We start from the raw sequence: 16,587 nt of genomic DNA on the forward strand, positions 1-16,587 counted from the left end.
ATCATTTAAGAGTGTAACTTATTTTATTTATAAACGTATGTAAAACCCTCAATGAGTAACAAACTCATTGAGGGTAGATTTCTAGTAAAAGTAGCCTACTATGTCAATATCATATTCGGCATTACTATCAAGTACTGTCCATGTACCGTAGTCTGGAGTCATGGTCAGTAAATATGGATTTAGCTCATCAGCCGTTACATACATTAATCCGCTATGATGAACCGACTCAGGATCCACGCCTTTCGCAAATTTTGTTGCAGCAGTCCCTAATTGTACATAATCGTTATTAATTGAGAATTTTAATACACTAGCACCTATATTTTTTGCTGTAACATTAACTAGAAATGCTTTTGGTTGCTCTTTAAAATCATTTCCTTGTAGGATAACTTGCGTAGATTGCTCATCTGTTACTGTTGGAGACGCTACAGAAATTGGTGTTGTATACTGCTCATAGAACCAATCGTTATTAGAGTCATTATCATCTGCAAAATACCCAAGTACTTTAATTGAGAATTCAGTATTATCGTCAGTATCTTTCCAACTACCTAAAGAAATGTCAACTGTTATATTAGCAGGGTCATTTTCATCTGCTGGAACAAATACGATATTGCTATGCTTCGGATTATTCTCAGCACCTGGCTCAAATCCTAATGCATGTGTTGCCGAAGTACCAAGCTCTGAATTAGATGAGCCGTTTATTTTAACTCTGACTTTATTAGACGTCACCCTGTTTGCATCTACTTGTACCAGATAACCTTTTGCATGGTTTATACCCGTGCTATATGATTGGGTCCCTGTCGTTGTATATGTTCGCTCATGATTATATGGCGTGAACTTAGACGAGCTTGATAAGCGATCAAAATACCCAACTACTTTTATTGAAGTACCTTCTCCAAAATAATCATTTGTTGTGCTTAATGTCAAATCAGATGCAGGTACAACAACCGTAGTATTGTGAGTCGGTCTCTCATCTGGAATACGTGTAATTAATTTAACCGAAGAAATTTTATCATTAAAATCAACTCTACTTAAATCAGGGATATCCTTAGTAACAGGTAGAAAATCTCCAGCATAGTTCGTATTATCATACGCGATTAATCCTATTTCAGGCAGCGGGTTTAATACTTTTACAGAACTAAACTGATTAGACCAATTACTACCAATATCATCCTCCCCTATGACATAGTCAGCATAATCACCAGTATAGTTTGTTCCCTCATAAAAACGGTATACTGGCCCATAGTAGAAACGAGCTGAGTCAATCGTATTATTAAATCCACGAGAACCTGTTGCGCTTCTACCTTTGTAAATAATATCTTGAAAACTACTTAAATCAGGAATCGACTCATCAATAATTGCGTAAGAGCCTTCAAAATCAGTTTCTTTATAGATGATTACTTTGGCAAGCTTATCTTCATTGTTTTCAAACTTTATTGAAGATAATGAAGATCCCATACCAAAAGGACGTAAGTCAAATATAGGTGTCAATGTGTTATTACCGTGTAGATCATCGTAGTTTTTATTATTGTAAAATTTAACTGTTGGACAATTCTGCTCACACCCTAGTTTGATAGAAGAGACATTATTATTAGTATCATATTTTGTAAGATTTTTTCCTCGTCCAATCGTATCCCACGAATGATACCAGCCACCAGACTCAGAAAAGTCACCATCATTATAAAAGTACGTATCAAGTTGATAGCTCGTATCTTCGCCTGCAAAAACTTTAAATGAAGAAGCTTTATTATTAAAATAACCAGAAATATCTTTTTGCCCGTAAATATCTATAAAATCACCAGCATAATCATTTCCACCGTTAGAAAAATCTTTCTGATCATATAGTCGAACGAACGGCTTTCCTGACTGTCCGACAATGCGGACTGACGATGCTTTATTATCCATATTAGTGCTTGAAAGATCTCGATATCCATTCACTACTGGTAAAACATTATCAACATTGCCATTTTCATATCCGTAGTAGTTATATAGAACAAGCCCTGATCCAGATTCGTCCTGTCTTAACTTAACACCACTCACCTTATTACTTCCACTATCATTACTCATATAATGAAAACCGCTTCGCAAATCTGACATTGAACTAGTTAAATCGTATATACGGTCCCCTTCATAATCCGCGTCCTCATATAACTGGTATGTTGTAGCTGCCCCTCTATATTCAATTGGGTCATCGTTGACACCTAAATAAGTTTCTTGGGCACCAATTTGTACATTATGTTTATTTGAAGTCGTTTCTGTATCTTTCACTTCAAGGACGAATGCTTCAGCAGTCGGATATTGTGACGACAGAGTATTAATATTTGAAACATCTTGGGTTTCTTGTAATGGGACATAACCTAAGCCATACAATGATAAATCATACGGTCTTAAAATATACGATTCTGTTTCATTTCCATTTGCTGCAGTAACAGTTATTTTTGCATCTGCATGTGTTAAATCTATTAGCCCTGCTGAACTATCAGATTCCCAAACACCATCAAAGTCACCGTTTTCATCCTCATCTGTTAATATGAGTTCCTGTACGCCATTATTAATCGTTTTAACTGTCGCTTTGACACTCTCAATTGATGATCCGTTTTCAAGAACATTTGCAACAACCTGCTTTCCTTCATCAGCATAAAGAGCATATTGTACATACGGTGTACCGTTCGGATCAGGTTTTTCAATAACAATATTCATACCAGGTCGTAATTTCGTATCAAAAATGCTTTCACCTTGTTGGAATGCATCGTAATCAGCAGATGAATCAGATGAAAAATAAACACGCCATGAATCATCAACTTCTTCTCCAAAAATTCTTAATTTCTCATTCACAATTTCTGCATCGAGAACTAACACAAGTGCTTCCTCTAACGACGTATCAGGTTTAAATTGAGAATTTGAGTTATTTGGGTCATTCGCATATATTTTATAGTTATGCTCTCCAGTCGTACTACTGATAAAAGTAATATTTGCCGAAACAGCATCAATAGCTCCTTCATATAGACTCCAATTGTACTCTGTAGATGGCAATCCATTTTCAATGCGTTTCACCTTTGCCTCTATTTGGTCTGTAGAAAGAGAAATAGGCAATCCCATTTCAATCATTTTAAGTTGATCTATCGTAAGATAAATAGGTGTGTTATCTACCGACCCTACCTCTTGGTACTGTAAAGCAATAGATCCACTGCTAGGGTATGTTCCATTAGGGACAATCGTTCCAATCGTACTAGCGTTAGCTGTTTTCAATGACAGAATATCCAAATTACCAACTGTTAAAGATAGACTTGGAACGATGTCATATGCTGGCGCAGTACCTACATTTCTATATTTTACATTCCAAATACTTGTAGCAGCTTTATCTTTTTCACTCGTAGTCGCTTGACTCCAATTCGCTGTATTCGTGCCATTTCTACCGCTCGAATTTGATGTAACATCTGTAGTCTCAATATTCGTATTTAATTCCGTATATAGTTTAAGAGACGTTGATTGCTTTACCCCAAGGTCGGTAAGTGATGCTGATACTTCAAATTCTTGTGTGACTTCAGTACCAAACTTAGCTCCAGTACTGATTTTTTTACTCTCAGTCGTATCTGTTTGGGTTTGCCACCCTGTTGACCTAGATGTTCCATCTGAGAGTGTAATAGTCTCTCTAGGTGTTATCTGAATATGTTCAAGATCAGCTTTTATATCTGGAAAAGCTGGAACTAATGGATGAGTTGCTGGAGCTAGAATAGCCGCATCAATTTGACCAGTTACTTCTTCCTTATCACTGTATGGATCTTGGTCTGTACTCCAGTCATATGGCGATGTAGTATATTTTAATACGCCCATCTCATAATAGGCATCATCCCATTCAACTAATCCAAAGCCAGGAATATGAGTATAACCATTGATTTCCCATAAATCAGTTACTCCATCGTCATCTGTATCGTTTTCTATCACTTCCGCACTTACAACTGATGGGTTAAAAGTAATGAGACCTTTTATTTTCTGATAAGACGATAATAGCCAATCACGAAAGCTTTTTGCAGCTTTTCCTAGCGAATCGGTTAGATTATCTACTGGTTCTTCCCCTGGGTCAGGTGATTCGTCCCCTGGGTCTTCTACTGGATCAATTTCCTCTCCTGTCTCTTCCCCTGCTTCTTCTGCTGGATCAGTTGATTCCTCTCCTGCCTCTTCCCCTGGGTCAGATGATTCGTCCCCTGGTTCTTCTACTGGATCAGTTGATTCCTCTCCCGCCTCTTCTGCTGGATCAGTTGATTCCTCTCCTGCCTCTTCTGCTGGATCAGTTGATTCCTCTCCCGCCTCTTCTGCTGGATCAGTTGATTCCTCCCCTGCTTCTTCTGCTGGATCAGTTGATTCCTCCCCTGCCTCTTCTGCTAGATCAGTTGATTCCTCTCCTGCCTCTTCTTGGATGGTTGGCTCATCAACTATCAAATCAACAGGGTCTAATGAATCATTACCTTCTTCACTTTGAGTTGGTGGTAATATTTGTTCTTTTGGAATAATCTCTTCTTCTTGATTCTTGCTGCTCCATTTAATTTCAAGTTCAGATAGTGCCACATCTGGATTACTATAACCTATAGTAATCTTATATTGTTGATCTGACGCTAAGTTAATTGCTTGTGGTTCAATATTTTGTCCATTAATAATTAGTTCATCATCAATCCATAGTTTAATATGATCGTTATCAGATGTAGTAAATGTATATTCCTCAGAGAAACTAGGTTCGATTATACCTTCCCATTTTATCGAGTGAATATTTTTCATCTTACTTAGGAGTGGCTTGGGTATATTAAGTCTATTAATATCAAATTTTGCATTTGAATCTTCTAGGCGTATTAACAAATGATCAGAAAACTCAGCGTCAGAATAATAGGTTCCCTCCATACCATTCGTAATGATGTTTTCATCATTTACTTCTTCCCTTGAAGAAGTCTCGGATTGGGACTCAACAGTTTTAGCATAAGTTACTGGATGAGAAAATGGTACTACTTGAGTCGTTAGAGCTAATGTTGTAATAATTGAGAGAAAACGTTTTTTTGATTTATTATTTCCCATTTAAAAATGCTCCTTTCTCATTTGGACTTTTGATTTGATATAATTACTTCATCCCAACCACTTAAAGAGTTACGAACAACATTTCACATTTGAAATGCACCTCCTTTAAAATAGTTTGAAAATACTACAAGTTACGTAAGTAGAATATTATAAATACACAGTCGGTTTTTATCCGACTAAGTTGATCTCTCTTGCAACTGTCACAAAAGAATCACGAGTAATAAGTTATAGCTTTGAACACATTGAGCTGGTATTTTATCTGGATCTGTTAAATAAATGACTCGTATCACTTATATAGATGCTACGATATTACTTATCTAAGTGAAAAACCTCAAAATAGAGGATAAAGCAACATTTATCGCTAAAAACATGTATACTTCGTCATTTATCGACAGTTTTTAAATAATAGCATCAATATATTTATATTATTACTATTAAAATCACTATTACTATTCTTCCATAATAAAGTCGTTAATCTAGCAAGAACTAAGGTGACACGTTCAAAACTTGAACATCAGTAAACCGTGTGGAACCCTATTCCTTTCCCCCCCCTTATTGTAAGAAAAAAATTTAAAAGTTTTATTTCGTTCAATAAATTTACAATACTTAATCATCAGACTATACGATAAAAAAAACCTATCAACGCGATAGGCTTTTTTAGAACTTTTATCCCTTATATTTTTACTAATGACTAGGTCGATTATCTATAAAAATAATCTCTTTCAGAAAACAATAAATACACATACTTACTTTTTTTAGAAGTTTAAAACCCGTTACTCAATCCATTGCACTTTTGTTATGGAAAGTTTGTGATTGTAAAAAGACACTATTTAAAATGATTGTTTGAACTAACAAATTTAGTCTTACATTTGTTAATCAATAGCAATACCCATTAAGACCTTCTTGTTCACTTTAAAATATATTATTTCACAATATGACTACTAAAGATAAAAAGATCAATCATACTCTTCTTAAACAAACTGATTATAGATTTTTGAAAGTTACAATCACTTGTTTATAAGTTTCTCAATTGTGCCCTTAAGTATAAGGAATCAAACAAAAGTTATCAGAAGAATGGGGTATATCTATAAAAAATTGACAAAAATATTATATGATTGTAAATGCTACTTTTAATTGGGGCAAATAACCTTTTTGTAAAAAAATCATCACACATAGGAAGGAAACATCAGCGAAATGAAACCAATTTATTCTTTTTTATTGACATTAGTAGTGTTAGTTACTCTCGTTCAGCTAGAAGTACCAAATATATACCTATATCTGGCTATCTTCATTATTTTTATATTAGCTATTTTCGCTAATTTGTATCCCCTCTATTTGTCAAACAACGTACTGACAGTAGAGAAGAGCATTTTGAATAAAAAAAGAAATGCTTTATTTCACTTTTATTATGTTTATGCAAATCAAATTGATGATGAAATCGAAGAAGCTACCGAGCGAGTACTAAAAAAATATCAGATGCCTCATATGTATGCACTTATTAATGTCATATATGCTCTGTACAATAAAGATATCATAGCTGCTAATAAATATGTAGATCATATTAAACTATTAAACTATCAAAATTACTATAAAGGGTTGATTTCTGTTGAGGATAATCATGTAGATTTAGCAAATGAACTTGCTAATGAAATTAAAATTGAATGGATGAAATATGCACTTCTCGCAGCAATTGAAAGGAAACATGGAAATGAAGAAGAAGCAATCAAATATGCAAAACTTTCCTATTCTTCAGCCAGAGGTTTGAATAAATATATGATTTATAAGTATGGTATAAAAGAAGGATTGTTACATGCAGACAACGCTGCATAAGATAGAGTGTTAGACCTACTTGGGGTCTAACACTCTATTTTTTAACTCTATGTATTTTAAAAGAGTTTCGCCACGAAGCTTTTAAATCGCTTAATTACATCTTGTTATAGACTCTTATAAAACAATACTCTGTCATTACCTTGACCGTCATAATTACGTTTCACATAGATGCCTTTCGTCAAAGTATCTGTTTCTTCAATTTGAAAACCCATTTTTTGATGGAATGCTATGGATGTTGTATTCACTGGTGATGTAATGCACCTAACAATTTGACATCCATGGTGTTTTACAGTAGTAAAAAACTGTTCATATAGTTTTTTGGCAAGTCCCAGTTCTCGATATTGAGGATGTACACCTACAAAGTGTATGTAGGCTTCATTTTGTTGAGATTGAGAAAGAAATCCAATTAAGAATCCAACAATCTCATTCTGCTCTTCAATAACAAAACTAGTATTTTGGAAGTGCGTAAAGAATAGCTTTGGCAACATATGATCCATTTTGCGACCATTCCACCAATCGTTCACTACAGGTATAATGGTTTGATAATCTGCTTCCTTCACGTGTCTAATCATAGTTCACACTCCTCTCATAGCAAGTTTTAATTTCATTACGTCGAACATTGATTAAACAAAAGTAAGCTAATGATGGCGATAACAATCGATACAACAATTTGAAAACAACCACCTCTCACCAGTTCTGAAGGAGAGCCAGCTTGACTACGGTTGATTCCATCATTTAACATTCTAGTTGGGTGATTTTTCCGTTCCTTATTATATAGATCGTCCCTTTTCTGCTCACTCATTTAACCATCTGCTATCCACTTTTCTAAAGACACCTGGTAATAAAGTTTGACACTTTGTTGTATTAAACGAAGTATCTAGTGAGATTGCTCTATGTGTGGCTTCTTCTTCCGATATTTCATAAGGAATCATCATATCTTTTTGTTGATTTGTCAAGGTTTTAAAAAAAGAATAGTAACTTTCTTTTTGTTCTGGTCCTACATGAAGAATCCCACGATATTCCTTCATCATAAGCTTTGTGATAGCTACTGCTAAATCTTCAACATGTACAAATGTTTTATAAATGTTTGACGCTCTTGTTATTTGATTTCCATTACTAATCTCATTTAATACGTATGCTACTCGATGATCCAATCGGCCTTGTGCATTTGTTCCATAGATTGGACCAGAGCGCAAAATGAGGTGGTTTTCATGTGTTCGCCTATTATGTAATTAGCCTTTTTCATAATGTTTGTATTTAAAGAAATAACACCTTTAACAACTAATATTCGTGGCATCTTTTCTTCTTATTAATTTGTAACGTTGCAAAAAAACTCAGCTTGCTGGTCTAGTTTAATAATATATTAAATCATTATTTTATTTATTCGACTCAATTTGTTAGGTGCATTTTACATATTACAGCTTTGATTGCAAAGTAATCTACCTCTTCTGGTAATGCCTCTTTTAATGGTTTTAACTTCTCAGCACCTAACTCTGTTATTTTGGAGACTATTTGTTCTTCATACTCAGCTGGAATCATTCGCCCCCATTCAATTACGTTGCCTTCAGTTGCACTTCGAATGATATGATTCTGAATGGTTATTGGCGACATTGACCGCTTTTTTGCAATATCTTCAATATCTTCCCCTTCAACAAATAATTGATAGGACAATATATGACTAGGGTTTTCTGTTACTTTGTCTGCAACGTTATCATTAGATGAACCTAATGCTGATTCACTCACTCGTACCTCTGTCGGAATATCCTCTGTTGCTTCAATATCATGTTCAGCTGCATATGCTTTTATTGTTTGCAAAAATTGGGCTCCATATCTTTCAAACTTAACTTTGCCTACTCCTTTTATGCTTAGCATAGCTTGTTCATTTAGAGGTGCTTGCTCACTCATTTCTCTTAATGCACTATCCGCGAAAACGACATAAGGTGGAACACGCTCTTCAGTTGAAATATCTTTCCGAAGTGCACGCAGACGCTCAAACAGCTCATTATGTGTTGTTAAGCGTTTTGCTTTGTGTTTTTGTTTTTTATATACTTTTTCATTTCCTTTTAATACTTGATACGCTTTATTCCCGATCATTAGCACTGGATATTGACCTTCTGTAGCAACCAAATATTGTTCAGCGACGAAGTAGTCAATCATTTCAACAATTTCTTTTTCGGAATATTTACTCAGAAGACCATACGTCGGTAGCGTATGAAATTGTTGTTCAACGACACGTTTGTTTCTAGAGCCTTTTAAAACTTGGGCTACGATCGTTTTACCAAACCGCTCATTCATGCGTTTAATACAAGAAAAAACCATTTGCGCCTCTGTTGTAATATCAATCGTTTCTCTGGCATCAGTACAATTCCCGCATTTTCCACATGTTTGACCATCTGTTTCTCCAAAATATTCGAGTATGTATAGCTGTAAACAACGCTCAGTATGACAATAATCGATCATTTGTTGCAGCTTTTGATATTCATTAGCTTTCCGTTCAGGATTTAACAACGTTTGTTCTATTAAAAACTTTTGCAACTGTATGTCCTGAGGAGAAAATAATACAACACAATCGCTTTCCTCACCATCACGACCAGCACGACCGGCTTCTTGGTAATATGCTTCCATATTTTTTGGTAAATTGTAATGTAACACATAACGTACATTGGATTTATTTATTCCCATGCCAAAGGCATTTGTAGCAACCATGATACTAATATCATCGTAGATAAATTTCTCTTGCGTGTCCTTTCGTTCTTGCTCTGACATCCCAGCATGATACTTTCCTATTGAAACACCACTACGTTCAAAATAGGCATAAAGCTGATCAACCTCTTTTCTCGTACCAGCATAAATAATTCCTGAAGAAGCTTTATTTGCGTTAATATATTTCGTTATGTAATCACGTTTGTTTTCACCTTTGACGACTGTAAAAGAAAGATTTTCTCTAGCAAACCCTGTAACAAAAGTATTTGAATAATCAATATGTAGTAAATTACATATATCATCTTTTACTTCTGTCGTTGCTGTCGCTGTTAATGCGATGACCACTGGTAGCTTATCTAAAGCTTGAAGAAACGTAGAAATATGCCGATAGCTTGGGCGAAAATCATGCCCCCATTGTGAAATACAGTGCGCTTCATCAATTGCTACTAGTGAAATATGTAACCTTTGTAATAATTGTTGGAAATCAGGTGACTCTAATCTCTCAGGCGCTATATAAATGAGTTTGTAAGCCCCTTCTTGTGCTTTCGCTATTCTGTCATTTAATTCTTGTCTTGTTAACGTACTATTTATATATGTTGCTGGTATTCCAATATTAATTAAAGCATCAACTTGATCCTTCATTAAGGAGATTAATGGTGAAATAACAATTGTCACACCATCGAACATCATCGCTGGCACTTGATAACAAATTGATTTTCCTCCACCTGTAGGCATAATAGCAAGCGTATCATTCCCGTTTAATACATTTTCTATGATCCCATCTTGCCCTTGCCGAAACGCTTTATAACCAAAATATTGTTTTAATACATGGGTCGCCTTTTCAAACATGACGGTGAGCTCCTTTCCTCAGTGTTATATTCTCAAATGGCTATTCCAGAATTGGTTGTTGCTTTTCACACTAAAATTCAGGCATCTCTTTTCTACTTGTAAAATCTATTAGCCCTCAATAAAACATATCATACTGTCCATCTCTAGTAATAATAGAAGCAAACTTTACGAAAAGAGCCTTTAATAAAAATCAATATTTACGAAAAGGATCTATCAAATAAATAATAAATATCTATCTTGTATACCGTAGCTAATCCTTCCTTTCATTATAAAACAGTTATCGAAAATCTTAAACATACTACCACCTATACGAGCCAGTTAAAAAGCTTTCTACATAGGATGTTGTTTTATTTGCTAAGAAATAATTTTGTATACAGCATAGTACCTTTTCTACGTTGAGGGATACACTAAAAACTTATCACAAGGAACAAAAAAAGAACCCTCCCGAATTGGAAGATTCTTAATCACAATTTAGATAAAAGGTTTAGATGTTCTATAACATAGCTAGCTCGTTGCCGAGATACTTAGCAATCGCACCCATCCCTGAAACATTTGCGACTGCTTCTGCATCAGCATTATAGTTTGTATTAGTATTTATATCGTAAGTGTATATATTTCCTTTGGCATCGTTAATAAATTCGATTCCTGCAAAATGAATGTCATTGTTAGCGAGAAATTGTTCATATTTTTGAATGATCGGATCGTTAAAATTTTCTTGAATTTTAAACTTTGGTGTAGGATCGGCTGTTGTAGGGCAGAAGGCATCTCCTATTTGGCACGCGTCTGCTGGGCATAGCTCAAAGCCTTCAGACGTATCAACCCGAACAGCATAAAGAAATTTCCCTCCAACGAATTCACAACGAGTAATATACGGTTCTGGTGCCTGTATGTATTCCTGCAAAAGTGTGATCCCATCGATCGATTCATCAAACTCATCGCTGTTCACATATTGCTGTAGTGCGGCAACATTGTCAAAGAGCTGAACCCCTAACCCTTTGCCAGCACGATTGTGCTTTGTAATAAATGGCTTTGCAAACGTACTTCCAGCTTGTAAAATATGTTCCCTGCCTACTGCAGCAATCGTATGTGGAGTGATGATGTCAAATGCTTGCAACGCGGTATATTGGGCAACTTTACTTACTTCAAGCTGAAGTGCCCGACTTGTATTAAACACTTTTCGTCCATGCTTTTCTAACCAAGACAATACAGCTGCTGTATATTCAGGAGCAAAACGGTGTCCTCTCGTATGAGAAGATGCACTCATTCGGTTATAGAAAATCCCAATCGGTGGTTCCTCGTTAAGGTTAAGTGATCCTTCATTAAGAAACCAATCTTCATAAGATAGTCCTAATTTATCGAGTTCTTTGTGTAAAGGTTCTGTCCATTCATCGTTTTCATGAATAATATATATTTTTGGCTCCATCTTAATTCCCCCATAATATATGACTGCTGTGATATATACTCTATTAGTACATCAGTATAACTGTAATTGATAACGATAGATAGTAAAAAGTATTGATCAAACATAAACTAGGGCAAAAGTTCGCTGAAACACATATTACTTTAATGAGGAAGCCAAGTTCATTATTTTACCTTTATACGGATATCTTTTGTATATTTTCTAGTTGGATAATCACTAATTGTAAACACTAACGGGTTATTATAGTTTTCATTAGGGATTTCGATCACCAAGCTTTCTTTAGTTTCACCCATACGGTAGCCGTTCGATAAAGGCTTATATTTTTTTCCATCTCCATCAATAAATTCCCAATCGACGCGTAATTCACCACTATAGAGGTCATCTTTATCAAACGAAATAGCTAGCTGTTCCATCTCATTTTTGTAGGTGGGTTCCATATAGATACGGTCATCAGGTGCTTTTACGATTTTTCTGTTTTCTACATCCACCTGAAGGTCTAATAAGTTTTTATCCAACGCTCTTATAGCTGTAAATTGGATGTATAGCTCCTTCGGTTTCTTGAAATAATTACTTTCCAGATGAAAACTCTCCCCATATTCGGTAATGTTCGAGCCTATTACTCCATGCGAAATTGAAGTAACCTCATCACCATTTTCATCAACAATTCGTAAATCTTCAAGTTCGAAGATTTTCATCGTATTGTTTTTATCATATGTCACTTGTAGTTTTAATTGAGTTGGATATACCTCGAGTGTCTTAAATGTTATTTTCTGCCCTTCTGTTTTATTTATTTCGTATAGTTCCTTCATATTTTCGAAAAGCGCTGTATTTACTTGAAAAGGAATACTATATTCATGTGGAAGTTCACTCATATTAGATAAATCACCCCCCGCTTCAACAATTAGTTGGAGTATAAGACCTTCTGTAGGTACAGCTTCATGGAAATAAAAATCAAATCGTCCGCTTATCGAATTTTCGTTCTGTTTATTTTTCAGATTATTAGAGCCAGAACTTGCAAGATACTCTTTACCCTCACTCGTTAATAAATCTGGTAAAGGGTGCAAATAATGATAGTCTTTTACATTTTCCAGTGTATAAAACATCACCATCTTGCTCTCATCAACAATAACAGCATCGATTGTGAACGTAACACCATTTTGTTCTTCACTAGCACCAATATGTTGAATAAATTCATTTTCTACCGCTACTTGCAAGCTTTGGTCAAATTGAATGAGTTCAACTATTTTTGCTAAGCCAGGAATCGTACTCATGTAATTAGCAAAGGCAGGTGATACCCGCACTGTTGTAACGAAGGATAAAATTAAGATACAAGCACTAATGAAAGTCAGCCTCATTCTACGATTTATTCTTCGACTCTTTGTTGCTTTATTCATCCCATTCCTTATTGATTGATCCAGGTCTTCTGGGATCGATAAATGATCATATTTATCTTTTATGTCGTAAAGAGCAGCTTCTTCTTTGTCAAAGTCTTTATTCATCATAACCACTCCTTTGCTAAGCTAACTTTTAATAGTTTTAGAGATTTATACAGCCTTGTTTTCACAGTTCCTTCAGGACATTGAAGAATGTCAGCTATTTGATCGATCGTTAAGTCATGATAGTATTTTAACTTAACAATTGTTTGTAGTTGTGGGTCTAATAATGCAATATGCTGTTCAAGGTCAATTTTCGTTAACGTTGATGACTCACTATCTTCTACACCTTTATCTACTTCCTGCAAAGAAGTCTTTTTCTTTCGACTATACTCTCTCGAACAATAATTAATCATAATGCGAGTAATCCAAGTAGTAAAAAATTGTGGTTGCCTCACCTTTCTGATCTCCTTATAGGCTCGAAAGGTCACTTCTTGCACTGCTTCTGTTGCATCGTGTTCATTTTTAAAATACGAGTATGCTATTTTATACAAGCTTATTTTATGCAAAGTAATTAATTCATAAAATGCCTCATCATCATACTTTTGTGCACGTTTTACTAGTTGTTCAAAATCCAAAGTGTCTCCTCCCCATAAACCTCTCTATAATATTAGAGCACAATAACTCCAAAATAGTTTTCTTTTTTTGACTGTTTTTCAGATTAATTTTGCTTGCCGTACTATGGTAGTAAATATAAACTAAGCGTTCGTTTCATCTTTTCCTAATTAACGATGATGTTAACTGAAGAATTGTTGCTGTCATTTTCAGTGACAATAGCAATGAAGTTTACGAAAAGACCTCTATTTGTACACATAAACACAATTCATATAAAACATGCTAATCTGTAATCACCTTCACAGGCAAAGGGTCTTGTAATTTCAACAACAAATGGTTAACAGAGCGTTACAAAAAAAACATAACAAAAAACGTCAATAAGTCCAAATCCTTATCAACGTTCACATTTATGTAGTATGTATTTACTTTTAATGTATTTCAATATACTGTCATTTTGTTCTTCCTTAGAGAAATATATCTTCATGTCAATAAAAAACAGGGACAATCATTATCTAGTATATTTAGCAACAAGATTTGCAAAAGGTTCGTGGCATCTTTTCTTCAATAAAACGATGACTGTTGAGTATAACGACATCTTTACCCTCTAGTTTAGGAACTAATGCAAACAAAGTTTACGAAAAGATAGTAGGCTAAAATGTTATATCAAATTCATCCATTGGCCAGTAACGTAAATTGACCTTTCCAACAATTTGATCTCGTTTAATGAACCCAAAATGCCTCCCATCCCAACTTTTGCGACGGTTATCCCCTATAACAAATACTGAATCTTCTGGAACACTAGCTTCACCGGTAATTTCTTGTAGTGTAAAATCTCCTGTCAGTTTACCTTCAACGAGTCTTTCTTTAAATGGAAGGAGGTATGGCTCTTGAACAGGTTTATCATTAATATATAAAACGTCTTGCTTGTATTCAATTTTATCACCTGGTAAACCGATCACACGTTTCACATAATCATCTTCACCATCTGAATGAAAGACAACGACATCAAAATGGTCTAGATCTCCTAAACGATAGCCTATTTTATTTACCATTAACATATTACCATCCTGAAGGGTAGGCATCATCGATTCACCTTCTACTACATAATTCGTAAAGAAGAATGTTCTAAAAAATGCAAAAATAATAATTCCAATACCTATAGACTTAAGCCATTCAATTCCTTCTTTTTTAATATTGTTTTCTTGTTGAGGCATTGTCTATTAACTCCTTCATAACTTTTTTTAATTTTATTTTATCAGTATCAGTTTCGTGGAACAATAATCAATTTGCTGTTTGTTTAATATTAAACCTTGCTTCTAGCCTTTTCCCTACGACCCATAATATGAAAATAATAATTATAACGATAATTGATCGTACAGGCTGATGAACTAAGGCCGCAATATCATACCCAACCCAACTCATTGTAAAGATCATCACCATTTTCCCACACAATACGGCAAGAATAAATTGAGGTACACGTACGTTTGACAAGCCAGCAACAATGTTAACAGCTGCCGATGGGGTAAATGGAAAGCATAGGAGTAAAAACAATGGACCGAACCCGTGTCTATCAACCCAATTCATTAAGCTTTTCACTTTAGGATGACGGCTAACAAAAGAAAAGAAGCGCTGTTGACCAAATTTTCGGACTAGAAAAAACACCGCTATTGAACCCGCACATGCACCAATCCAAGAAAAGATAAAACCGAGCCAAAGTCCAAACGCAGCCGCATTTGCCATCACAAAAACAAATAAAGGAAAAAACGGTAAAAATGCTTCAATTAAGGGCAGAAAAATTCCAGGTAGTGGTCCTAATGAGCGATATTCTTCTAATACAGATAATATATTTTCTAACGTTATAAGTTCTCTTAACGTGTCTAGGTCCATGTCTATTACTCCTCATCGTCAGATACATATTTTTTACCCACTATTTCATATATTGTACACGTATAATGTTAATTTTGGGAAATATAATATCAAACAAATGTCATTTCTACAACTATTGTGAATTATACCCTTTTCACAATTTTAGATACTTGTTTTTTTTCATAATTTATAATAAGATATAAACCAAACATACGTTCTTTTCTCCTGTAATAAACATTTTCACATTCATTATAATTTTTCATAATCACTTTTCTTCTTATTTATATCCATGTGCTAAAACTTCGTTGATTATGCTTATTTAACAGGAAAGTTTACGCAATTTCTTAAGGAAACCACGAGGAAGCATTAACTCTTCACTCGTTATATACATACTTGAACAAGCTTTCTGAAAGGAGAAATAGTATGACGAGAATTCCAAATGAAGAACGAGCAATGATGGAGTTGGCAATTTATTTGCCTATGTTATTAATTGTTTTAAACAAAGACTTAGCAACCATTCAACAAAGTAATTTCAAACTAAAAAAGCCATACGTAACTATTATTGAGCAATCAATGAAACAAATACAAATAGATTTACGACGCATAAAGAAAGAAATGTACAAAAATGATTTAAAAGTATGTGAAGTAAACCGAGATGAAGCTTTCACAGATTTTCTATTTATTTATAAAGGGTATGAGGAACGACACAATTACTTTAATCCACGTATAAGAAATAAAGTACAGGACCTAATGATCGTATACTTGCAAGATAATAAAATTAATTCGGCCAAGCCTATTGATACGTAAGTAGGAACATTATCAATTTCAATAAATGACATAGTATGATTGCAAGTCGTTATCCACTGTCGA

At 34.6% G+C, this 16,587-nt stretch carries 12 protein-coding genes; 2 read left to right on the plus strand and 10 right to left on the minus strand.

Annotated elements, in window-relative coordinates; translation table 11 throughout:
- Positions 1–81: 81 nt before the first annotated feature.
- Positions 82–5,061, minus strand: a complete 4,980-nt coding sequence (locus V1503_RS04200) for a binary toxin-like calcium binding domain-containing protein (protein WP_410625061.1) — start codon at positions 5,059–5,061, stop codon at positions 82–84.
- A gap of 1,194 nt (positions 5,062–6,255) precedes the next feature.
- Between V1503_RS04200 and V1503_RS04205 the strand changes: the two genes are divergently transcribed.
- Positions 6,256–6,891, plus strand: coding sequence for a hypothetical protein (locus V1503_RS04205; RefSeq protein ID WP_410625063.1), 636 nt, complete (start codon positions 6,256–6,258; stop codon positions 6,889–6,891).
- Between the two features lie 104 nt (positions 6,892–6,995).
- On the opposite strand, the gene V1503_RS04210 is transcribed toward V1503_RS04205, so the two are convergent.
- From V1503_RS04210 to V1503_RS04250, 9 genes are all read right to left on the minus strand, one after another.
- Positions 6,996–7,463 (minus strand): GNAT family N-acetyltransferase, encoded by a 468-nt coding sequence (locus V1503_RS04210; protein ID WP_410625065.1) that lies wholly within the window; start codon positions 7,461–7,463, stop codon positions 6,996–6,998.
- Positions 7,464–7,498: 35 nt separating this feature from the next.
- Positions 7,499–7,693, minus strand: coding sequence for a DUF6366 family protein (locus tag V1503_RS04215; protein WP_410625067.1), 195 nt, complete (start codon positions 7,691–7,693; stop codon positions 7,499–7,501).
- Positions 7,686–8,087, minus strand: a complete 402-nt coding sequence (locus tag V1503_RS04220; RefSeq protein WP_410625068.1) for a hypothetical protein — start codon at positions 8,085–8,087, stop codon at positions 7,686–7,688. Before V1503_RS04220 ends, V1503_RS04215 begins: the two co-directional genes overlap by 8 nt.
- A gap of 193 nt (positions 8,088–8,280) precedes the next feature.
- A complete protein-coding gene (gene recQ, locus V1503_RS04225; RefSeq protein WP_410625070.1) occupies positions 8,281–10,443 on the minus strand; it encodes a DNA helicase RecQ in 2,163 nt (720 codons plus the stop codon).
- 493 nt (positions 10,444–10,936) lie between these two features.
- The gene (locus tag V1503_RS04230) at positions 10,937–11,866 is read right to left on the minus strand and encodes an ATP-grasp domain-containing protein (protein ID WP_410625071.1); all 930 of its coding nucleotides are present in this window, start codon (positions 11,864–11,866) and stop codon (positions 10,937–10,939) included.
- A gap of 161 nt (positions 11,867–12,027) precedes the next feature.
- Positions 12,028–13,362, minus strand: a complete 1,335-nt coding sequence (locus V1503_RS04235; protein ID WP_410625073.1) for a DUF4179 domain-containing protein — start codon at positions 13,360–13,362, stop codon at positions 12,028–12,030.
- The gene (locus V1503_RS04240; RefSeq protein ID WP_214482444.1) at positions 13,362–13,874 is read right to left on the minus strand and encodes a sigma-70 family RNA polymerase sigma factor; all 513 of its coding nucleotides are present in this window, start codon (positions 13,872–13,874) and stop codon (positions 13,362–13,364) included. Before V1503_RS04240 ends, V1503_RS04235 begins: the two co-directional genes overlap by 1 nt.
- 627 nt (positions 13,875–14,501) lie before the next feature.
- Positions 14,502–15,065, minus strand: coding sequence for a signal peptidase I (gene lepB / locus V1503_RS04245; protein WP_320258146.1), 564 nt, complete (start codon positions 15,063–15,065; stop codon positions 14,502–14,504).
- A 67-nt stretch (positions 15,066–15,132) separates the two neighbouring features.
- On the minus strand, positions 15,133–15,738 hold the full coding sequence (locus V1503_RS04250; RefSeq protein ID WP_214482442.1) for a TVP38/TMEM64 family protein: 606 nt from the start codon (positions 15,736–15,738) through the stop codon (positions 15,133–15,135).
- A 402-nt stretch (positions 15,739–16,140) separates the two neighbouring features.
- On the opposite strand from V1503_RS04250, the gene V1503_RS04255 reads away from it, so the two are divergent.
- Positions 16,141–16,524, plus strand: coding sequence for a YhjD family protein (locus V1503_RS04255; RefSeq protein ID WP_214482441.1), 384 nt, complete (start codon positions 16,141–16,143; stop codon positions 16,522–16,524).
- Positions 16,525–16,587: the final 63 nt, after the last annotated feature.

It is taken from the genome of Nanhaiella sioensis, assembly GCF_046557775.1.
In the GTDB taxonomy this organism is placed as follows: Bacteria; Bacillota; Bacilli; order Bacillales; family SM2101; genus Nanhaiella; species Nanhaiella sioensis.